This window comes from Candidatus Berkiella cookevillensis (assembly GCF_001431315.2).
Taxonomy (GTDB): domain Bacteria; phylum Pseudomonadota; class Gammaproteobacteria; order Berkiellales; family Berkiellaceae; genus Berkiella_A; species Berkiella_A cookevillensis.
Genome location: NZ_LKHV02000001.1, coordinates 2816786 through 2838454, shown reverse-complemented (window position 1 = coordinate 2838454; position 21669 = coordinate 2816786). Strand labels below are relative to the sequence as shown.

Here is a 21669-nt window from a genome sequence, read left to right as displayed (position 1 = left end):
TAATCACTTATTAATTATGTTTTCTTCTTAAGTTGACGCCTATGAACCTTCGCTGGCATGACAGCAAAGTGAGCGAAGCTTAAATCCTAACTGCTCGCAAAATTATTTTGGCGCCACGCCTCATAAACCATGATAGAAACCGCATTGGCTAAGTTTAAGCTGCGTGCCTGCGTTAGTTGTGGAATGTTCAGTTTATTGTCAGCCTTAAAATTATCTCGCAGTTCTGCGGGTAGTCCTCTTGATTCAGGGCCAAAGACAAAGACATCGCCTGCTTGAAAACGTGGTTGATGATACTGTGTTGTGCCTTTAGTGGTGAGTGCAAAGCAGCGTTCGAGATTAAATTGCGCTAAGCACAGCGCTAGGCTGGGGTACAGTTTTACATTGGCCAATGCATGATAATCTAAGCCTGCTCTTTTAAGCTGCTTATCATCTAGCGTAAAACCCAAAGGCTCAATCAAATGCAGGCAACAGCCCGTATTGGCAGATAAGCGTATGATATTGCCGGTGTTGGGTGGAATTTCAGGTTGGTAAAGTATGATATGAAACATTTTTCAGATTATATAAGAAAAAAAAGGGGTATCAACCCCTTTTTTTAAATGTGATGACATTTTAGAAAATATTACCAATCAGTGCGGGATATCCTAAGGGTTGGCTTCTTAAGCGTTGAGCCTCAGAATGTTTGATGGTAATTTTCTTACCCAGTTTGTTTGCCATTCTTTGTACCAGTGTATCTGTGCTAGAGAGACCTGTATACATTGTGTTAGAGATGGGCACATGTGATTCAAGAAATACTTGATTCCCCAAATATCCAAGCTTATTAGGCTCGTGCACGATGGTAACCTTCGTTCCAACTGGCACCATGTGATAAAGCTCACGGATATTTTCGTTTAACATACGGATACAACCATGACTGCTCCTGACGCCAACACCCATTGGATAAGGTGAGCCATGAATCACGATGTTCTTGAAGCCAGTCGTCATTGCAAATTGACCAAGCGGGTTTTTAGGCCCTGGAGGCATAATAGGCGCAATGTATTTACCCAGACGTTTGTGGTTTTCGAGTATTGAATCGGGTACGACCCAAGTAGGATTCTCTCTCTTTCTGACAATTTGAGATTCACCTAAAGGTGTATCCCAACCTTCTTGACCTACACCCACAGGAAAGGTTGAGACTTGTCTGCCATCTGGGTGGTAATAGTACAATCGCATTTCTGAAAGATTGATAACGATACCTTTTCGAGAGGTATTGGGGAGTACAAATCTTGATGGGATGACAAGTGTCCTACCCACACCAGGATTCATGTAATCAACGCCTGGGTTTGCTTCTTTCATCTCATATCCGCCGATGTCAAAGCGTCGACCAATTGTTGATAAATTTTCACCCGGCCGAACCGTGGCATGTTGTATTTGCCCTACAATATTTCCATCTGATGGCAGAGGAAAAGTTAAAGCAGATACGTTACTTGTAACAAAAACAGCGCCAATCCATAGCAATAGTTTAGCAACAGCAGACCGATTCCTTGCCGCTGAGCGCAGTATATTTTTCATTCGCGCACCTATCACACATGGTTAAAACCAAATTATCCAAATTACAATTCACACATTGTTATCGGACAGAATCCAAAAACATTAAATTTTTAATTTCGTTGAATGAAAATACATGAGGCTTGTAAGAAGGCGAAGACGATAACTTGTCAGAATCAATAATATGGCTAATAGTTGTATTAACCATAGCTGTTTCTGTAACTGGATATAATACAAGATGTTAATGCAACCATGGGCCATCCTGATTCGATCGCCTGTCTTGGAGCCGTGGCTCAAAATATCAAAGCCAAAAAAAGTGGGGCTTTGTTTAAACGATGATCTTCTGCTGGGCAGTGCTCGTGACACCCAGCCTGTCTCTCATGAGGCAGTAGAAATGTTTTCGTTTGAACATCCTTTTGATGCAGCGAGTAAACGCGCTATTAGAACCCATCTTATTAAGAATCAATTGGACACGGCACCTGCCACTATCATTTTAGACCCGAAAAAATACCAGTATTTCCTGATTGACGACATTGATACAGAAGAAAAATACAAAAAAGAAGCGATTCAGTGGGGGCTGACAGATTTTTTAGATTATCCTGCAGAAGATGCAGTGATTGAATATATAGAGTTACCAGCTAAAAATACAATGCAAACTAAAAAAATGATTTATGCTTTTGCGGTGCACAAAGAAGTTATTGCGCATTATCAGGCTTGGGCTGCAGACTGCAAAATAAATATCGCTCAAATAGACATCTGGCAAAATACAATCAAACATTTATTGTGTGATCAGGATGCTCTAACAGGTGTGATGATGATTGTGTTGCGGCCGGACATGGCTGAGATAGTGATCGTGAGAAATAAAGAAATATATTTGCTAAGACAGTTAGATATTTCTGTGGCTAAATACAAATTTTTGCAAGAAAAAATAGAAGCAGAAGCTTTCTATAATGATTTATGTGTTGAAATTCACAGAACCATTGATTTTTGTACCAGTAAAATTGTACAGCCCAATGTCAGCCAGATATTGTTGTATGATGATATGCATTTAACGATTGATTTTCCCAAGATAGAAGAAATACTGGGTATAAAGATTAAATCTATTTTAATGGATGAAAATATCCAGGAAAAAAATATAGATGCAAAATTTGTATTTGCTTATGGTGCGATGAGTGGGGTGATATCGTGAAGCAAAATATTAATTTTCTAACAACAACTGCCGTTTCGCCACCGCTAACACGAGCAATGTTGATCGTCACTGTGTGGGTCGTTACTTTTCTTATACTCCTTTTTTGGGCGCTCATACAGAAAAATAAATTACATGAAATAAATAGGTATGTTGAAGCAGCGCAAACACAAAATAAAATCATTAAAGATAAGATACAAACTTTGAGTCGCACATTGGCAAATTCTGCTGTCGACTCGGATAAAGTTGCATCGCATTCCGCCTATCCATCTATTCATTTAACAAAGTATTTGAACCAAATCGCTAAGAATTATGTGCAGGGTACTACAATTGATTATATTCATATTCAAGAAGGACAGAAAATATTGATCGAGGGGAAAGCCTTACATCCAAGTCTTGTAACCAAAATTGTTGATAAATGGACGCCTTTTGAAGACAGGCCATTTAAGATAAAAATAAAAAGTATCAATCCACAAACCAAGCACGTTGCCTTTAGCATAGAAGCAGAGTGATAAGCGTATCATGAACCATCAGACAGTGTTGAAGAAGATAGAACAGCTCAATAAGCGAGAAAAGATATTGCTGTTGATCACAGGAATGGTTGCTGTTCTATTGCTGAGTTTTTCTTTTGTTATAGAGCCTTTGTCAAAAGAAAAAGCACTTAGCCATCAATTGTTAGCAAATGCTTTATCTGAACAAGCACTATTGCTCAAACAATTAAAAAAAATTTCTAAATCAGAAAAAAACACTTCGCAAGATAATTTAATCTCGGAAGAAATAAATGCGGTTGCTAAGGATAGAAAAAACGCGTTGTTGTTAGATAAATTATTACAAACGCCTGGTTTAGAATTGATTTCGCTTGAAAGTATTATGCCAAAATCCGCAAAAGAGGAAGTGCCTAGTCCTTTAGAAAGCTATCAGATACATCTGATGGGAGAATATCCGGTGATGCTTAAATATATAACTGAGCTACAAGCATTGCCATTTTTCATGCGTTTTGATGATTTTAAATACAAGATTAAAAAATTCCCTCAGGCAGATATCTATGTGACCGTTTCTCGGTATCATATTGCGACTGTGTCCGACCGCTCCCAAGAGGAAAAGCCATGAAAAAAATAAAGCTGGGAGATTTATTGGTTGAACAAAAAGTTATTAGCCCAGAAGACTTAAGTGTGGCTTTGTCGGTACAAAAACAGACTGGACAAAGATTAGGTGCTATTCTTATTGAAAAAAATATACTGTCTGAAGAGCATTTATTATCTTTTTTGGCCGATCAGTTAAATCTACCCTTTATTGATTTAAAACATTATCGTGTAAAAAAAGAGATTGTTGGGTTATTGCCAGAAATATTATCGCGTAGATATAAAATGCTCCCTATTGATCTGCTGAATGATTCATACTTGGTTGTGACTTCAGATCCAACCGATATATTAGCTTACGATCAGATCAGTGCAAAATTAAAAAAGACAATTCGACTCGCCGTTGCACAAGAGAATGATATCATTGATCTTTTAAACACTGTATATAAAAAATCAGTTGAAATAAAAAATGCTGCGGGTGAGATAGAATTTACGATGCGACAAGCAGAAAGTGTTGCTGAATATCAAGAAATACTTGAGAGCACACCCATCAAGAAATTATTATATTCCATCCTTGAAGAAGCTTATCTAAATCGAGCGTCTGATATTCATTTGGAACCTGGTGATAATTTTTTTCGCATTAGACATCGCATAGATGGTATTTTATCAGAACAGATCATTCATCAAAAGACAGTCTTCCCTTCTTTAATTTTGCGTATAAAATTAATGGCAAATTTAGATATTTCTGAACATCGGTTGCCGCAAGATGGGCGTTTTAGCATTGTCATTCAGGAAAGAGAAATTGACGTTCGGGTTGCTATTATTGCATTGAACAACCAAGAAGCAGTTGTGATGCGATTGTTAGATAAGACCATGGGCATTTTACGGCTTGAAAGCTTAGGTATGAGTGATTCTGCCTTAAGTATTTTTAAGAAACATATTTATTTTCCTCATGGCATGGTTCTTGTCTGTGGACCGACAGGTAGTGGTAAGACAACAACTTTATATTCAGCACTTGCTGCGATAAACACACCAGAGAAAAAAATTATTACAGTTGAAGATCCGGTAGAATATCTCATTCCCCGTGTGAATCAGATACAAGTGCAGCCTAAAATAGGTTTAGATTTTGCAACCATTTTGCGCTCAGTCTTAAGACATGATCCAGATATTATCTTGGTTGGAGAGATTAGAGATCTACAAACGGCGGATATTGCGCTAAAAGCAGCCTTAACAGGGCATCTTGTATTCTCAACAGTGCATACTTACGATGCAATCTCTGCACCTATACGACTGGTTGATATGGGTGTGCCGTCCTATCTGATTGCAAGCAGTGTTAAGCTGATTGTTGCGCAAAGATTATTGAAGCGGATTTGTGAAAAATGTAAAAAAATGGTAAAGCCAGATTTGGATGAAGAAAACTGGATAAAAAATAATTTTTCAATTAACTACAAAGAGATACGATTTTATAAAGGTGTTGGATGCTCCGCTTGCAATATGTTGGGATATAAAGGAAGAGTGGGTATTTATGAAATTTTATCTATTAATGACAAAATAGCTTCTGCACTACGGAGCAATGATTTTGAGTTTTATACTTTATATGCGCGTGAAGCTGTTGCGCATCAATCGTTGATTGAGCAAGCCCTTCGATATGCCATAGAAGGCGTAGTTACATTGTCTGAGGCATTGCACTTAAGTGTTGAGATTGATATGGATGCTATAGATACACATGAAAAACTATCATTATCACGGCATAAATCAGAAAGGCAATAAATTGCAAGGCATGATTATGGCAGTTTCAAAATCAGAGGCTGCAATGAAATTGTTATCTATGGGTATTAAGCCTCATCATATTCGTATGGAAACAGAAGATAAAATTAAACAGTCGATTTCCGGTAGCCTGTTTATTAAGGATAAGATCCCTTTGGATGAGCTGAGTTTGTTTTTTTCTCAACTGTACAGTATTGCTCGCTCTAATATACCAATGATAGATGGTTTACGTTCTATTTGTAGTACGCATAGCAACAAGAAATTTGTCTCTATTTTGCAGAATATCATCTTTAATCTTGAGTCTGGCTTTTCAATCACAGATGCCTTTCATAGTTATCACTTTATTTTTGGTGGATACCCGATTTCATTGATTGCAATGGGAGAAAAGACCAGTAATATGGCTTATGCTTTTGAACAGATCAAAAATCATTATGAAGAAGAGATTAAAACAAGAAGACAAATATGGCAAGCTATTCGATATCCTCTGGTTGTGATGTTTTTTATCATTGTAGCTATTTTGATTGTTAACTGGGTTGTGGTGCCCTCTTTTCAACAATTTTTCTCTGCTTTTTCCGCAAAGTTGCCATGGCAAACACAGGTGTTAATGCAATCCTCTTATTTTTTTATGCATTATAGCCATTTTTTATTGTTGGCAATATTAGTTATATTGGGTGCTATCCGCTATGCGAATACAAAGGTATCTGGGAAGTTATTTTTTGATAGATTAAAGTTTCATATTCCCTTTGTCGGAGGAATCTTAGCTAAAATTTGGGTGTGTCGCTTTTGTCTGCAATTAGCAAATGCATTGCACGCACAAGTTCCTATGTTATCTGCAATACAAACGATCTCTTCTGTGTCAGATAATCAGTTTTTTGCCAGCGAGATTGATAAAATTCGTACCAGAATAGAGTTGGGAGAGTCTTTTGCATTGGCTATTAAGCATAGTGCTTTATTTGAACCATTGGTAATGCAGATGATTTTAATGGGAGAACAAACAGGTACTTTAGCAGAAGCATTAGAAGGCGTTGCTGTTTATTATCAAAAGGAAATTCAATATCGTGTGAGCGAACTCTCGGGGCGAATGGAGCCAATGCTGATTACTTTTGTTGCTGGCTTTGTGTTGTTATTAGCCTTAGGTGTTTTTTTACCCATGTGGGACATTTCATCAGTGGCACTTGGAAAATATTAATGATTTGCCATGATTGTACGATAGAGTCTATAGATGAGATCTATATTTAACTATGTGCTTAACTAAAAAAGCGTTAAGTACATGATATCCAGCTGTGAAGGGTTTATGTATAAGGTAAGTACGGCGATGCGTCTATATCATTTTGATGCCAAAGGCTTTACATTAATTGAATTAGTGATTGTTGTGGTGTTGCTTAGTATGTTGGCAGCTGTTGCTCTACCAAGATTTCTAAACGTCACTCAAGAGGCCGAAGTAGCAGTGGTAAAAAGCACAGGTGGCGCTTTTAGTACAGGGCTTCTGATTGCAAAAACAAAATGGGAATTAAGTTCAAATAAGCAAGCTTATTTGGATATGGATGAAGACGGTACGCCAGAGACTATTTTTAATGCCAAGGGATTTCCCATTGGTATCAGTGGAGATGGTAATACTGCACTTTCTGATATCAATAATGAAGGTGAGGCAGGACATGATGCGTGTAGTGAGATTCTAACGCATGTGATTAATCTTTCTGGTGTAACAGTGATTCCCGCAGACGCAAACGGTAAGTGTAGTAGTGGTGACTTTTGTGCTAAGGCAATGGGCAATAACGAGTGTATCTATACTTATAAGAATTCTAAAAATTTCATAAAATATAAAGCGAATACGGGCGAGGTATTATACCAATAGAATATTTTTATGCTGCAGGTAGATAATAATGTGTTCTTCAAACAAGGCAGCAGATGGCTATTCCTTACTAGAAATGATGTTGGTTCTTATCATTACTGCGATCTTGGGTATCGTAGGCTTTTCTTTTTCTTCTACTTATAATCGTTTTCATGCGCATACAGTGAGTGATGAAATTTACACCTTGTTAAATGCTGCCGCTTCCTTTGCACGTCAGAGCAAACACAGCATCTTGGTTAGATGTGATGTCAAACAGCATACTATGACGGTGATGCGCTTAGATCCTTTGACGAAAACACCACACAATATAAATCATATAGATGTTGTGTCTATCTCTCCAAGCTTGAAAATGATTTGTCCCGAACAAGTACAGTTCAACCCAGATGGCAGTGTGTTGATTTTAGATAAAGACAAAAACAAAGATGAGATACAGTACCGTATTGGTGGACAAGTCATTTCTATTGATGGACAGACTTCTTATGTTTATTAATTACCGAGCACAAAGCGGTGTGACGCTGATCGAATTGATATTTGCTATTGTGATAGTGGGTATTACCTTTTCTGGTGCTTATCAGGGATTTTTGTATATGCTAAAAATAGGCACTCAGCCACTGATTGAGAAGCAAGCAGTGCAGATAGCCTTTAGTCTTTTTCATTTAATGGAGATTGATAAAGAAATAAAGTTAGATAATCATTGCTTAGCTATTTTTAGTGCTCCTGCCTCTCGTTCTGAGAGTGATTGCCAATCGCTCTATAAAGCGCAAGTGGTAGATTTATTGCCTTTTTATCAAGATGCCAGTTACCACGAATTTTCTATTTACTTTCAAAAACAGCCTGTGCACTTGCAGCAAAATGTCTTTCATTTATGGAATCTTTGTTTGAAGGACAAAAGAGGCCATTCTTTTTACTTTAGTAAATTACAAAGTTATCATGAAAGCTAATAACGTATTTCCTAAAAGTGTGCATGGCTTCACACTGATTGAGATGCTTTTGGCACTGATTGTGTTGGCCATCACAATGAAAGTGTTTATTCTGCTGAGTTTAAGCTTTTCTAATGCCTTCACAGCAGTGCGACAAAATCATATGACATATTCTATCTTATCGCATGCCAGTGATTTTTTAAGTGCGGAGTTATCCTCAGCTTACCCTTATTCTATGGCGATAAATGCAGACAAATCATCCATTCGATATCGTAAGATTCTTTATCATGGTGGAGCCTATCTCCAAAAAGTTGAGCAAGGTTGGGCAGTGAAAATACCCGAGTCATTAAACATAGAAGGGCAGGCTTTAAAGGCTATGGCTGCGATAGCTGTGGCATCTCACCCTACGATTATCCTGGACGTACAGATGAATAATCAAGCGCATAATCTGATCTTGAGTTTTGAGTTGAGTCGCAATGATAAGAATGAATTAAATCATTCTAATTGGGCTGTGATCTATATGCTATCCCCTGAGTACAGTATCGATTTTTCGCGAGAAACACAGACATTAGTTAGAAAATTAATTAGAGAAGATCTTGATAATGGAGAGCCTGCTTTAATAAGTCATTTAACAGATTGTAAATTTAATTGGTATAAGGGCTATAAAACGCTTAATATAAATTTAGTGCAACGTATCGATACTGAAAATGACTATACTTTTGTGCAACAAATCATTTTTCAAGAATAATCAGCCTGGTTTTGCATTATTGATAGCCATTTTTGTGCTATTAATCATTGCTGCAATTACCATGATGGGATTTCATTTTACAAAGCTTTCTCAGAAAAACATATATTTGTCCTTACTGGAAGCGCGCGCTAACTTGGCTACAGTAAGTGCTTTGGAAATAGCGACTCGCAGTTATGAGCGAGAACCCCATAAATGTCCAGCCCAAAGCCTTACTTTTACTAAAGAAATGGGTGCCTTACAAGGATTTCATGTTGATGTTTCTTGTGACGCAGCAAACACTACTGCTGAAACGAGTCAAATACCAAGGGGTATTTCTCTTAAAGCAATTGCGACGCACGGCAGCGTTGGAGAAAGTGATTATATAAGCTACGTTTCTTATAAATGGATTGAGAAACCATAGGGTTGCCAAGCTTAATTGAAGATTGGTATAACAAAATATAGTCACAAAGCGAAGGAACGCTACTATGATAACCGGCACCTATAAAAACGTTAAGCCGATTGATTGCTCACGCACGTCACAAAAAAAGCAATTATTTTTGATCGATCACTTTGGATATATTAACTCTTTTTTGATTGATGACTTTGAGCCGATGCTACGATCTTTGCGTATTTCACGATCATTATTGCCACTCCTAAGCGATTTAATTCAAGCACATATTGTCTTTGCTTTGTCCGAGAAAATTGGGTTGAAACCAGGTCTTTTTTTGGAGGGTGATAAAGCCATTATTGAGAATCTGAAAAATCATATCAGCGATATGATTGATGATGAGGTGCATGATGAAATTGTTGCAAAATTGATTAAAAGTTGGAATAACATCGCTGCCCATCCGCTCACTGAGCATTATCAACGTTTGTCGCAGCATGCTCAAAGTTCAGAGAATGATGGTGATATTCGGATTATACCTTTTGATCATTATCATTTTTTTATGAAAAATATTTTCGCAGGGATACTGAATCTATGGTCTACTTTAGATCAAGACAGCATGCGTTTTTATATGAATTTTACAGAGCTTTGGTTTAGTACGGTTGAATGTCGTTCTTATAGAAGAAATGATTTTTTCAATTATGATTTATTATTAAGAGAATTAGTCTCTTATCAGAAGACAGTAGATGGAGAAAAGCAGCAATGGTTAGAAGAGCGCATTCAAGAGGTTAAACTGGCACGTAATCAAGTGCAGGAAGGCTGCTTGACACATGTTAAAGGTTGGATCGAGTTTTGGTTAGTAAATCTAGAGAAAAAATTTAGCGCAGCTGATTTGGGTGTTGCTTTAGTGAATATTCTTAAAAAAAGAAGCCGAATTAGTAATAATTTCGAACTTAATAGAGAATTAGCAGAAATATATCGCTTTAATATGGATCCTCAAGGACGCAATGCTGGATTGATCAAATTTATTTTCAATACTGAGAAGCGTGCCGAGATGGGTGAGCAAGAGATCTTAAGATTGATCACTGAAGCAATTGAGTTTGTCATTATTGCTTATGCGATGGGGCACCAGATCAATATTTATGAGGTTGTATTTCCATTACCCGAATCATTACTCTGTTTAAATTTACCTGAAGACGTTATTGTACAAAAGTTGTTGGACAAAGAATGTAATGAACCGCATCAATTGTATGCGCTTTACCAGACTACGCAATCAGCACTTGTGAAAGCAACCATTGAAGATATGGTCTCTCCTTCTCGTTCTCATGTGACTCATTCAAGCACAATGTCACCCATTTCATTATCTTTATTAACAGGGCGTTCAAGAATACCCATGCCCTTGTTGGCAAGCTATTCCTTCTTATTGCCTCAAATTCCTTTATTAAATAGTCTGAGCCTAGAAGAGTCACTCCCAGAAATCGAACACTCACCTCATTCAAGTTCACAAACTGTGTCTTTACCATCCTCTTCCTCTTCTTCCTCTTTTATTGCAGATGATTCGGTCAGCGAGGAAAGAAGAACAAGATTTGTAGGCTTACCGAGTCTGCGCCGACGTGATGCTTTACTGCCATTCTCTTCGCCCCTTTTTACACCCGGATACGATCGTCTCAATGCTCTGATTCGTGGTCAATCTGATTTTCGACTTGAAGAGGATGATCCAGATGGATCAAGGCTGGCGCAGCAATTAGATGCTGTCTTAGATCTACGTCAGAGTGGAGATGATTTGTCAGAAGAAGAGTCCGATAAACCTCGAGCAAACGGCTGTTATGTGATGTAACAAGGGCGGATCATTAAACGCTAAGGTGCTTTTTTTCGAATCATTTCTCTGATTTGATAGATAGTAATGATTTCTGTTTGTCCCTTAGGCTTTTGGAGATTTGATTTTGAATAAACAAAAGCCTGAAGCTTATAGCTACCTCTGTCTAAGCGATCAATTTTAAAATTGGGGTTATCACGAAATCCACCTAAAGCATTACCATTTGCTTTTAATATAATTCTATCATCTGCCTGTAGGCTGGGTTCTAGCAATAAACTAATTTCAATACTGTCTATTTCATGCGTAAAAATATGGTCATTTTTAGGTGCAATAAATACCATCTTGTACGCTTGAACGCTTGTTTTTATGGGCAACAGGGGCGCAGCATTGTTGTCAGAGCTGTCCACAGGAAGGGAGGGAGAAGTATAGGTGGATAAAGGAGGTAGATGCAAAGCTTCATTTTGAGATGTGGCTTTTTTATCACTGTAACTAATATTACCTTTTTCATCTTTTGACTTATAAATAGGTACAGAAGACGCATAGACGCTAAAGCTAAAGATCAGTATGAGAGTAGAAAGCATAAAATTTTGCATAGTAGTAACGCTCTTTGATGATATATACCCTTCACAGATGAATCTTACCCGTAAAAGGGCACAATGTCGGTGTTGTTGGCTTCGCGTATCTCACAATAGTCATGTATTTTGTATACACTCCTATTGCTCGAACGCTTGCCGCCTAACCGACGAATCATCTGTTGTGGGTATAGTCACAGCACATGAGCTTTCAGGGGGTACTTGATGCCTCCTGCAAGTTCATGTGTGTAGACTATATAAGAACTTATTAGAGACTATAGTACATCTCAAACTCAATGGGATGTGTGGTCATTGCCAAACGCAGAACTTCTTCTTGTTTGAGCTTGATATAGCTTTGAATGAGATCGTCGGTAAATACACCGCCTTCTTTTAAGAATTGGTGGTCCTTTTGTAAACAATCTAAAGCTTCTTGTAAATTGGCTGCAACAGTAGATAATTCAGCGGCTTCTTCAGGTGGCAGATTATATAAATCTTTATCCATTGGTTCACCAGGGTGGATTTGATTTTTGATGCCATCGATACCGGCCATGAGCATGGCTGCAAATGAGAAATAAGGATTCGTTGCTGCATCAGGGAATCTAATCTCTATACGGCGTGCTTTAGGTGACGTTGTATAAGGAATTCGAATAGAAGCAGAACGATTACGTGCTGAATAGGCCAAATAAACAGGCGCTTCGTAACCAGGAACGAGACGTTTGTAGCTGTTGGTGGTTGCATTGGTAAAGGCATTCAATGCTTTTGCATGCTTTAAAATACCGCCCATGAAAAAGAGCGCTGTTTCAGATAGGCCTGCATAACCATCGCCACTGAATAGATTTCTGCCGTCTTTTGCCAGAGAGATATGGCAGTGCATACCGCTTCCATTATCACCAACTAGTGGTTTAGGCATAAAGGTTGCTGTTTTTCCGTAGGCGTGGGCAACATTATGTACAACGTATTTTAGAATTTGTAATTCATCTGCTTTTTTAACAAGGGTATTAAATTGAATACCAATTTCGCATTGGTTGGCTGTTGCTACTTCATGGTGGTGTGTTTCAACAATTAAGCCCATTTGCTCAAGCGTTAAACAGATTTCAGAGCGAAGATCTTGTGAAGAATCAACAGGAGGAACTGGGAAGTAACCACCTTTGACAGAAGGCCGGTGTCCTAAATTACCACCTTGTTCTGAGCGTTCAGAATTCCAGGCAGCTTCATTGGAATCAATCGCGTAGAATGCACCATTCATACCTATTTTCCATCGGACATCATCCAAAATGAAAAATTCAGGTTCAGGACCAAAATAAGCAGTATCTGCAATGCCTGTAGATTTTAAGAATTGTTCTGCGCGTCGTGCTAACGAGCGAGGATCTTTTGTGTAATTTTGTAAAGTAGAAGGGTTATGGATGTCACAGATTAAATTTAAAGTGACGTCTTCTCTGAAAGGATCTAAAACAGCGGTATCAGGATCTGCCAATAAAATCATGTCAGAATCATTAATGCCTTGCCATCCAGCGATAGAAGAACCGTCAAACATTTTCCCTTCTGATAAAAACTGCTCAGTCACTTGGCTGACAGGAACAGAAACGTGTTGCTCTTTACCGAGGGTATCTGTAAAGCGCATATCAACAAATTTAACTTCGTGTTTCTGTATCATTTCTAATACGGTTTGAATCGACATGACCATCCACCTACTTAAGATTTGAAAAGACACATCTTAACGCAACTGCAGTATGGGTGAAATATGATTCTCTTTTGGCTTTATATTATTCTTTTAAGAAAGCTTGTAAAGCATGAATAAAGGAAGCAAGGATACCAATGTTAATTAACTATGATTACAAATAACCATTCGCTATTATTTTCTGAAACAATACTAACTTCATGTTTGAATATTTTGCACCACATGGGAATATCTTGCTGTGTGCCTGGATCGGTACAAGTGATCTCGATACGATCGCCGCTTTGACAGTTTTTAACGAGGTTCTGTAATTTTATTACAGGCATCGGGCACAATAAGCGACGTGCATCAAGTGTATGAGTGGTCATTCTAAAAATTCTTCTGGATGTTCATTTGAATATTCATTCAGCAATGAATTAACTTGTATCTGTGTTGGAATAGTGTCATGTTGAGAAGATAAATTCTGTTCCACATACCAGAACTTAGGAATATCGACTTCTGTGAAGGGGCAGACGCGAAGTTGTTTTTTCTCTCCAGTCGTATGTGTAAATTCAATGCATATCTCTGGGCATGTCTCTGCTTTTTCTATTCCCACTGCATCTTCGTGCGTAGATAGCTCGCGTTTGGGTTTGCAGAAACGCGATAATATTTTAGCGGCGAGTTCATAATCACTGTCATCTTTTAAGACACCATCAATGAGTCCGAAAGGCCCTAGACAGTTTTGGGGGTTCATGTGTGTGAACTGTTTTCTGTAGCCTGATAAGAAGTTATTTTCACCTTCTTCTCTACCTAGTATTAATTTAAAATGGGGTTTAGGGCGCAAATGTCGGCCAATCTTAAGAAGCATGATGTCATCTAATTCATACTGCTTGGTGCCGTTAGCCTGCCATAAATCTAAGAGTTTTGCAGAATAGTATTTATCCGTTAAAAAACAGCAACCGCCAGCAGGTTGTGCGAAATCAGTGATGCCAAGGTTTTTGGCCATTTCTAATTGGCGACTACGGCCTCGACCATGAATATCAAAGAGCTTATCTCTGTCTACCCAGCCCATTCGTTCGGGTAAGGTTGGTGGGAAAAATTTAGCAGATAAAGGTCTTAATAATCGATCTTGGGCACCTGAGTGTTTCTGAACAACATTCATGGTATCACGACGCTGAGATTTGGGGCGTTGCCCAATTACTTCGCCGGTAATAATGAAATCAAAACCATGTTCAAGAATCCATTCATGGGCTTTACCCACCATGAATACTTTACAATCAAGACAGGGATTGAGATGTTTTCCATATCCAAATTTTGGCTGATAGACGACTTGTTTATATTCTTCGACGACATCCATGATGTGTAAAGGGATATTCAGTGTTTCGGCAACCCAAAGCGCATTATTGCGTTTCATTTTTACTTGATCTTTTTTGCGTATCGCATGTGTGTGACCTTCCACACAAAAGCCGGTATAGAAATTAATACCTTCCACATGTATGCCTTGAGCTTGGATGGTTTTGGCGGCAAGCAGAGAGTCTAAACCCCCTGATATGAGAGCAAGCGCTTTATACTGCGTCATAAGATCGAATACTAACTTTTATCAAAATCAAAGGCAGCAGTATAAAGGCTTTTGGCCTTTGTTTCCAGACTATTTAGTGAACAGACTTTTTTGGGCCGTTGTTTGCTTGTGGCAAACTGGGTAATCCTTGAGTCGCTTTTTGAATATTTTGTAAGGATAAGGGGCTGCCTGTTGTATGCCAGCGCTCAATTACTTTCATTAAGTCTTGGTTTGGCTGAGAGATTTCGCGTGTTGCCTGCAAAATATCGGTGAGTAAGAGAAATTGTGTGCACAATGTTGCAAACAAGGTGGCTTGCTGTGAATTGATGCTGTTTTCTGATAAATTCAAATAAGCGCTTTTGCCTAATTTAATGAAATAATACTGGCTTACCCTGCGTTTGTAGGCACGATCGGGGAATAAACCGGCAAATAATAAGCATTTATCGCCAACATTGCGCAAGAGATCGATTTGGTTGGCTTTGATGTGTTGCGTACCCTCTAAAAAATCGAGTCCAAGGACACTGTGGGCAACTTCTGGCTGTTGCGTAAAGCGCATGAGTAAAAACACTAAATAAGCTTCAAGTTCGGTATTTAAAGCAATAGAAAGACTTTTCTGTGCTTCGTGAATTAATCCTTGCCATTGTGCTATAGATGTAGGGTGTAATAATAAGGAACGCATACTGACCTCACTCATTTCTATTTTCCCTCTATTCTATTATCGTTGTAAACATAGATAACTTAAGTTTTGGGACTCTTAACTGTCCTTATTCTTAAAATAGTTGATAATATGTGCAGGTGCATTGAGAAAAGAGCGTATGGAAATACAGTCGCAAATGACAGTGAGATGTGAGTCGTTATAGGATGAGATTGTAAGTAAAAACGGAAGATTTTTTTGTGTCAGAGAAAAAAATGCCCGGGAGGGGTCCCAGGCAAATCCGAATATGGTCGGTTGGAGATTGACAATGTTAGTTTCGCATACCAACAATAGTATGCCTAGCGTTTATATCCAGGTGCTGTGTAAGCGATCAACCATTCGTGTTAGCATCATTTCTATATTAGTGTGCATCAGCTAAGGACTTTCAAAGTGAAAACATTATACCCGCCGATCAAACCTTTCGCTCAGCATCGCTTAGAGCTAGATGCACCTCATATTATATATGTAGAAGAATGTGGAGATCCCAATGGCTTGCCGGTCTTGTTTATTCATGGGGGCCCGGGTGCCGGTTGTTCTGTGGACGATAGACGTTATTTTGATCCCGAGCGATACAGGATTATCTTATTCGATCAACGTGGTTGTGGACGCTCTGAGCCACATGGTGAGTTAAACAATAATACAACCCAGATATTGATAAGTGATATAGAAAAGATTCGCATGCATTTAGGGATAGAGCGTTGGATGTTATTCGGTGGCTCTTGGGGTTCGTCTTTGGCTTTATTATATGCACAAGCACATGCTGAGCGTGTTACAGGTATGGTTTTACGTGGTATTTTTCTATGTCGCGAAGAAGATCTGCGTTGGTTCTATCAAGAAGGGGCGCGTTATGTTTTTCCTGACTACTGGGAAGAATTTATACTTCCTATCCCTGAAAAAGACAGAAGCGAGATCATTAAAGCCTATCATGCGTTGTTAAACTGTGAGGATGAGTTAGCGCGTATGGGGGCGGCAAAGCATTGGGCGCAATGGGAAGGGCAATGTGCAACATTAAATCCATGTAAAACAGTATTTAATCGTTTCACAGAGCCACATACTGCCATTAGCTTGGCACGTATAGAGACGCATTATTTTATGAATCAATGCTTTATTGAGCCAAATGCTATTCTAAGAGATGCTGCAAAGCTAGAAAATATACCAGGTATTATTGTGCATGGACGTTATGACATGATCTGTCCTTTAGACAATGCTGTGCAATTGCATAAGGCATGGCAAAGAACGGAACTGCATGTCATTCGAGATGCCGGACATGCTGCGAGTGAACCGGGTATTGTGGATGCTTTAGTGAATGCTACAAATATTATGGCACGTTATCACGAATAAAATTAGAAGCTGTCTCAAAAATGCCATTTTTCGTTGATCCTTTGTTGCAGCTCCTTTTGTGCTGCTCATTTACCTCTGTGTAAACTGCGCTGCTCAAAGAATCTGCGCCTTGGCTGAACAAAAAATTACTATTTTTGAGACAGCTTCTAGTTTTTAAAGCATTCATGATAAGCCCAGAGAATCAAAACGTCTCTGCCTCTATTGAGAGAGGCGTTTTTTAGCATTAACGTGCTGATTTAGGTTTTGATCTTTCTAGCGTAGGATCTGCTTGATCTTGGCCTTGACTTATTTTTTTAATTTCCTTCATTGCAGGTGGGTTAAAATGTCGATTATGAGCGCGTGCCCATTTTATAAATTCATCTGCTGCTTTCATGCGTTGTGCAGGATCTTGTATTTTTTGAATCTCCGTTAAAGCCCTTGGGCCAGTGATTTTCTTTTCATTATAGAAAAACATAACGCTGCCACGAGAGACTCTGGGGGGGGCACTTTGGGGTTCTTCGGAACCGAGTGTCTTGATACCCTCTTTTGCTGGAGTAGAACTATGTTGTCCTTCTGTTAGGCGTGTTGCTCTGAGTTTTTCACGGCCTTCTAGCAAGCTGGCCAAATGGGCATCCCTTTGCTGTTTGGCTGTAAGCTGTGGTGTTTCGTTTGGATCTCGTGGTCCTTCGTAAAGAACGATACTTTCTTGTGGTACACTCATGGTTTCTGTTTGTTTTTCTGCAATACGTTTACCATGTTCAATCAGCGCATTCATATTACTTGAAACATAGAAGCCTCTATCGATGGCTGCACCGACAAAGCCAATTTGATCAATGCTTCGTTCTGGATTTCCGCACCAGCTACCCGCACGTGCCCAGACTTTATAACTACCATCTATATTAATCATATTGTTTACGTTTAGAAAATGGAATACCAGTAATTCTGCCCTTGCTTTAATTTCTTGGGGATCTGCGCCTTCACGCATCATTTGTTTAATAGTGGCTGCCTCTTTAGCAAGCCCGGCAATGGTTTCTGCATTGCGGGTATCTCTTGTATCGATGGCAAAGGCTGATTTATTCATAATGCTGGCGAGAAAATCAGTGCCGATTTCACGCCAAAAGGGATCGACAACGATGCCTTCATACTGATAGAAAAGAGCAGCATTTTCTGGCGAATCATCTATTGCTTTAAGATGATCAACGAAAGTCCACTTTGCATCATCTGATAAATTATTTGGATCAAAGCCACTTAATCCCCATAGAATAGCGCTGGTGTAATAATCTTTATCTGCCGTTTTTTGTTTACACCATGCTTTAAATTCATCTTCAACTTGGTGTGTAATAGAGAAAGGATCACAATGCACGCGTGCCATTGCAAATTGATTTAAGGCTATGGCCTGACCATCTCTCTTTCCAATGTCTCCAGTAACGGTCATATGAATAATTTCTGCAATGACATCATCTTCCATATTGACGTCAGCAACAATGGATGTGTCAGAACCTGCAATTCTACTAACAGCTTCTTTGGTTTGTGCACCAATAAACATACCTGCTGCAAAATTAATGCTTGGTATTTCAGAGTTGTCATGTGTGCGATGCATAGCTTGGATAAGATAGTCTTTTGTTCTGTCAAAGCCAGGATTTGTGCCGTCACGAAATGCATCATATTTCTGCATATTCATGACATGAGCACCACCGATATCCCAATAGCACTCGTGTGCTTGTTGTTTAAGTTTTGCGATTTCTTCTTCATGAATGGCTTGTATTTTTTTTCTAATAGCCTCGTTTTCAAGAGAGGTTTCTAATGTTACTGAAAGCTCTGTTGCTGTCCGATCAAGCGCCTCTTCTTCGGCTTTTAAGGTGGCAATTTCTTGATCTAACTTTGCAATTTTTCTGCTTAGATCGTCAGTGCTCTGTGTTGAGCTTGGGAGATTGCCTGAGGCCGTTAAACTCAATTGATTGTTTTCATACAAGCTTGCTTTTAATTTTGCTCTTACAAAAGAAGTATGTGCGCGTTTTTTTTCATTGATAGCCTCGCTAAGGCTATCTTGCTGGTGTGCAATGCTTTCGATTTGAGCTAAAGTTTTTTCTATTATATTGTTGGGGTCAAGATTTTTTTGTAATTCTGCGTATTCTGGATTTGTTTTTTTGAGATAAGTAACATAAGAAGAGGTGAGTAAAGGATCTTTAGTGTTTGCAAAATCGAGTAATACCAAATGTGCCACTTCTTCTGCTTTTTCTCTAGCGTCATATGATGCTGTTCTGAGAAAGGTTCTTTTTCCTCCTTGGGGGTCTGTTAAAGATATCTCTGTATAATAGCGTTTATCTTTTTCTTCTGTATTTTTGATTTCTTGCTCAGTGAGTCCTTTTGCGATCAATTGGTTGCGAATTTTAATTAAATTGTTTTGGGTGTGGTTGTGATTGTAAGATGTACTTTGTGTCTCTATTTCTGTCTGTATTCTTTGCAATTGCGCCATCTCATCCGTGGTATCTATATCGGAGCGCGCATTCAAGGCAGTGATCAAATTTTTTACTTGTGGTAATAAATCAATATGGGTTCTTAAGCTCAATACTGCATTACAATTGTTAAGTTGGCCAGGCGTTAATTGCTCACTTGCTGAGCCACCACCACCATAAGAGGAAACAGTAACAGGCGTGGTTGGATCTAATGCATGTTTGCCAATCGCATCCATCATGCCCATGGTATACACAGCCGCTAGATCGCCTTGTAATCCCATTTCAGGTAGTTGTAAGCAAATTTGTGTGATAGGGCCGGTACCAATTCTGGCCACGGAGAGTTCAGGTTTTCCATCGTGCATGAAATCACGCATCTTATATTTAGCACCCACGATTTCTGTTGCAGTAATATCTGCACCCTGAATATAACTTGCCAAGCTGTGAGCAATACGTTCACAGATGCCCTCTGCGCCAGGGTTAGCCGTAAGTGTGGAAGCATTTTCAGAATACTGTTCGATTCCAAAATTACTGACAAATTGTTCAAATAACTCGTCTGTAATTTTCCCTCTAGAAATAATGAGAATAGACTCTCCCGTATCCATCGTTGAAACAGCAGCATCGGTACCCATACGTGTATTGATGATGGGTTTTAAAACAGAAGCTACTTCTTCTGGCATGAAGCCTAAATGGATCTTTATTTCTTCAGGGCGAGATTCTTGAGAGAGCGTTTCTTCTTGTTTGGGTCCCAGCATTATACACCTCAATAATATGATGTAGCTTAAATCATTATTCTTGGTACAGCCTTAGATTCACTTGGGAGTGAATTGCCAGACGATTACAGGTGGGACAGAGACCAAAATGAAAAAGTTTCCTGAATAATTAATTTTCCTAATGATAGGTGATTGGTCTATTAGGATTAAAAACAGTGTTTAAAGAGCTTTGCGGGTAAGATTCATCAGTGAAGGGTATACAATCGATTTGAATAGAATGTCGATAGAAAGAGGAACATGTTTTTCATCAATGCTGAAGAATACAAGATATTACACGTTAGTGAGAATTATTGAGCGACTACTTTCGTTGTTTTGAAGATTTTGCTTAACCAGGCTCCCAATTCAAACAATATGAGCAAAGGAACGGCTAGTAAGATTTGTGATATGACATCTGGGGGGGTTAAGAGCATGCCAATAACAAAACAGCCAACAATAATATAGGGACGTTTTTGTACATATTGTTCTATGGAGATGAGATTGAAATAAAGTAGTGAAAAAATCACAATAGGAATTTGAAAGCTAAAAGCAAAGATCAGCATTAAATTACTGATAAAGCCAAAATAAGCACCTAAATCGGTCATTACTTTAATATCTGAGGGCGCGAAATGATAGAAAAAATTGAGTGCTAAAGGGCATACAACAAAGAAAGCAAAAAGACCACCCATGTAAAATAATATCGTACTTAAGAGCAACAGCGGGAAAAAGATTTTCTTTTCATGTTGATACAGGCCTGGCGCAATAAATGACCATAGTTGAAAAAGTAAGTAAGGGATAACGATTATCAAAGCAAGAAAGACCGAAAATTTCATGAGCACCGTAAAAGGTGTCATGATCTGGGTGCTAATGATTTGATAGGAATTAGGTAAGAACTTTAAGATTGGCTGTGTTAACAGATCGAAAAGAGGGCGACAAAATACAAAAATAGCTAAGAAAGCGACACCAAAAACCAAGACTGAAGAAAGCAATCTTTTTTTGAGTTCTATGATATGATTTAAGGTATCTGCGTTTATCATGTGCTTATGGTGCGGGGGGATCAATGGTTTGCTTTAATTCGGCTTTGAGCGTTTTAAGCTGTTTGTTCGTTTTGCCCCATAATTTGCCAAGCATAAAGGAAATACTTTGTAGCTGATCCGGTTTTAGCACACAGATAGCAACAATGACAATAATCAAAATCTCTCCGAATCCAATTTGTCCCATGATTGACCTACTGTTCTGTATCGGGCTTGTCACTTTCGTTTAGGCCTTTTTTGAAGCCTTGTAGCGCTTTGCCAAAATCTTCACCGAGTGTGCGTAATTTTTTGGTGCCAAAGAGTAAAACCACAATTAATAAAATCAATAATAATGATCCGGGGCTGATGCCACTAATACCCATGTTAAACCTCTTTTCTT

Annotated in this window: 23 protein-coding genes; 12 read left to right on the top strand and 11 right to left on the bottom strand. The window is 38.7% G+C overall.

What is annotated here, in order from left to right; genetic code table 11:
- Positions 1-86: 86 nt before the first annotated feature.
- Both CC99x_RS12205 and CC99x_RS12200 read right to left on the bottom strand, forming a co-directional pair.
- Entirely contained in the window at positions 87-548 is a 462-nt protein-coding gene (locus tag CC99x_RS12205) for a tRNA (cytidine(34)-2'-O)-methyltransferase (RefSeq protein ID WP_057624337.1), read from the bottom strand.
- Between the two features lie 61 nt (positions 549-609).
- Positions 610-1548, bottom strand: a complete 939-nt coding sequence (locus tag CC99x_RS12200) for a L,D-transpeptidase family protein (protein ID WP_057624336.1) — start codon at positions 1546-1548, stop codon at positions 610-612.
- Between the two features lie 214 nt (positions 1549-1762).
- On the opposite strand from CC99x_RS12200, the gene CC99x_RS12195 reads away from it, so the two are divergent.
- The 11 genes from CC99x_RS12195 to CC99x_RS12145 all read left to right on the top strand — a co-directional run bounded on the left by CC99x_RS12195 (position 1763) and on the right by CC99x_RS12145 (position 11277).
- Positions 1763-2713, top strand: a complete 951-nt coding sequence (locus tag CC99x_RS12195; protein ID WP_057624335.1) for a hypothetical protein — start codon at positions 1763-1765, stop codon at positions 2711-2713.
- Positions 2710-3222: a hypothetical protein gene (locus CC99x_RS12190; RefSeq protein WP_057624334.1), complete on the top strand. Its 513-nt coding sequence runs from the start codon at positions 2710-2712 to the stop codon at positions 3220-3222. The genes CC99x_RS12195 and CC99x_RS12190 overlap by 4 nt, the downstream gene beginning before the upstream one ends.
- A 10-nt stretch (positions 3223-3232) precedes the next feature.
- Positions 3233-3820: a type II secretion system protein M gene (locus tag CC99x_RS12185; RefSeq protein WP_057624333.1), complete on the top strand. Its 588-nt coding sequence runs from the start codon at positions 3233-3235 to the stop codon at positions 3818-3820.
- Positions 3817-5559, top strand: a complete 1743-nt coding sequence (locus CC99x_RS12180) for a GspE/PulE family protein (RefSeq protein WP_057624332.1) — start codon at positions 3817-3819, stop codon at positions 5557-5559. Before CC99x_RS12185 ends, CC99x_RS12180 begins: the two co-directional genes overlap by 4 nt.
- A complete protein-coding gene (locus CC99x_RS12175) occupies positions 5516-6745 on the top strand; it encodes a type II secretion system F family protein (RefSeq protein ID WP_057624331.1) in 1230 nt (409 codons plus the stop codon). The genes CC99x_RS12180 and CC99x_RS12175 overlap by 44 nt, the downstream gene beginning before the upstream one ends.
- A gap of 126 nt (positions 6746-6871) precedes the next feature.
- A complete protein-coding gene (locus CC99x_RS12170) occupies positions 6872-7411 on the top strand; it encodes a type II secretion system protein (protein ID WP_057624330.1) in 540 nt (179 codons plus the stop codon).
- Positions 7412-7439: 28 nt separating this feature from the next.
- Positions 7440-7898: a pilus assembly FimT family protein gene (locus CC99x_RS12165; RefSeq protein ID WP_057624329.1), complete on the top strand. Its 459-nt coding sequence runs from the start codon at positions 7440-7442 to the stop codon at positions 7896-7898.
- Positions 7888-8349, top strand: a complete 462-nt coding sequence (locus CC99x_RS12160; protein ID WP_057624328.1) for a type II secretion system protein — start codon at positions 7888-7890, stop codon at positions 8347-8349. The genes CC99x_RS12165 and CC99x_RS12160 overlap by 11 nt, the downstream gene beginning before the upstream one ends.
- Positions 8339-9076 (top strand): PulJ/GspJ family protein, encoded by a 738-nt coding sequence (locus CC99x_RS12155; protein ID WP_057624327.1) that lies wholly within the window; start codon positions 8339-8341, stop codon positions 9074-9076. Before CC99x_RS12160 ends, CC99x_RS12155 begins: the two co-directional genes overlap by 11 nt.
- Entirely contained in the window at positions 9036-9476 is a 441-nt protein-coding gene (locus tag CC99x_RS12150; protein WP_057624326.1) for a hypothetical protein, read from the top strand. Before CC99x_RS12155 ends, CC99x_RS12150 begins: the two co-directional genes overlap by 41 nt.
- A gap of 64 nt (positions 9477-9540) precedes the next feature.
- Positions 9541-11277, top strand: a complete 1737-nt coding sequence (locus CC99x_RS12145) for a hypothetical protein (RefSeq protein ID WP_057624325.1) — start codon at positions 9541-9543, stop codon at positions 11275-11277.
- 20 nt (positions 11278-11297) lie between these two features.
- Here the strand turns inward: CC99x_RS12145 and CC99x_RS12140 are convergent, their stop codons facing one another.
- The 5 genes from CC99x_RS12140 to CC99x_RS12120 form a co-directional block, all read right to left on the bottom strand.
- A complete protein-coding gene (locus tag CC99x_RS12140) occupies positions 11298-11849 on the bottom strand; it encodes a DUF4124 domain-containing protein (protein ID WP_057624324.1) in 552 nt (183 codons plus the stop codon).
- Positions 11850-12096: 247 nt separating this feature from the next.
- A complete protein-coding gene (gene glnA / locus CC99x_RS12135) occupies positions 12097-13506 on the bottom strand; it encodes a glutamate--ammonia ligase (protein WP_057624323.1) in 1410 nt (469 codons plus the stop codon).
- A 140-nt stretch (positions 13507-13646) separates the two neighbouring features.
- Positions 13647-13871 carry a sulfurtransferase TusA family protein gene (locus tag CC99x_RS12130; protein ID WP_057624322.1) on the bottom strand — a complete coding sequence of 75 codons (225 nt, stop codon included), beginning with the start codon at positions 13869-13871 and terminating at the stop codon, positions 13647-13649.
- A complete protein-coding gene (locus tag CC99x_RS12125) occupies positions 13868-15061 on the bottom strand; it encodes a tRNA (5-methylaminomethyl-2-thiouridylate)-methyltransferase (protein WP_077065392.1) in 1194 nt (397 codons plus the stop codon). The genes CC99x_RS12130 and CC99x_RS12125 overlap by 4 nt, the downstream gene beginning before the upstream one ends.
- A 73-nt stretch (positions 15062-15134) precedes the next feature.
- Complete coding sequence (locus CC99x_RS12120) at positions 15135-15734, bottom strand: hypothetical protein (RefSeq protein ID WP_057624321.1); 600 nt, start codon at positions 15732-15734, stop codon at positions 15135-15137.
- 390 nt (positions 15735-16124) lie between these two features.
- On the opposite strand from CC99x_RS12120, the gene pip reads away from it, so the two are divergent.
- Positions 16125-17075, top strand: a complete 951-nt coding sequence (gene pip, locus CC99x_RS12115; RefSeq protein ID WP_057624320.1) for a prolyl aminopeptidase — start codon at positions 16125-16127, stop codon at positions 17073-17075.
- A gap of 223 nt (positions 17076-17298) precedes the next feature.
- Here pip and CC99x_RS12110 read toward each other — a convergent pair whose 3' ends face one another.
- The 4 genes from CC99x_RS12110 to tatA all read right to left on the bottom strand — a co-directional run bounded on the left by CC99x_RS12110 (position 17299) and on the right by tatA (position 21652).
- Entirely contained in the window at positions 17299-20262 is a 2964-nt protein-coding gene (locus tag CC99x_RS12110; protein ID WP_057624318.1) for a hypothetical protein, read from the bottom strand.
- Between the two features lie 305 nt (positions 20263-20567).
- The gene (gene tatC / locus CC99x_RS12105; protein WP_057624317.1) at positions 20568-21293 is read right to left on the bottom strand and encodes a twin-arginine translocase subunit TatC; all 726 of its coding nucleotides are present in this window, start codon (positions 21291-21293) and stop codon (positions 20568-20570) included.
- A 4-nt stretch (positions 21294-21297) separates the two neighbouring features.
- A complete protein-coding gene (locus CC99x_RS12100; RefSeq protein ID WP_057624316.1) occupies positions 21298-21477 on the bottom strand; it encodes a Sec-independent protein translocase family protein in 180 nt (59 codons plus the stop codon).
- Between the two features lie 7 nt (positions 21478-21484).
- Positions 21485-21652, bottom strand: a complete 168-nt coding sequence (tatA, locus tag CC99x_RS12095; protein WP_057624315.1) for a twin-arginine translocase TatA/TatE family subunit — start codon at positions 21650-21652, stop codon at positions 21485-21487.
- Positions 21653-21669 lie beyond the last annotated feature (17 nt).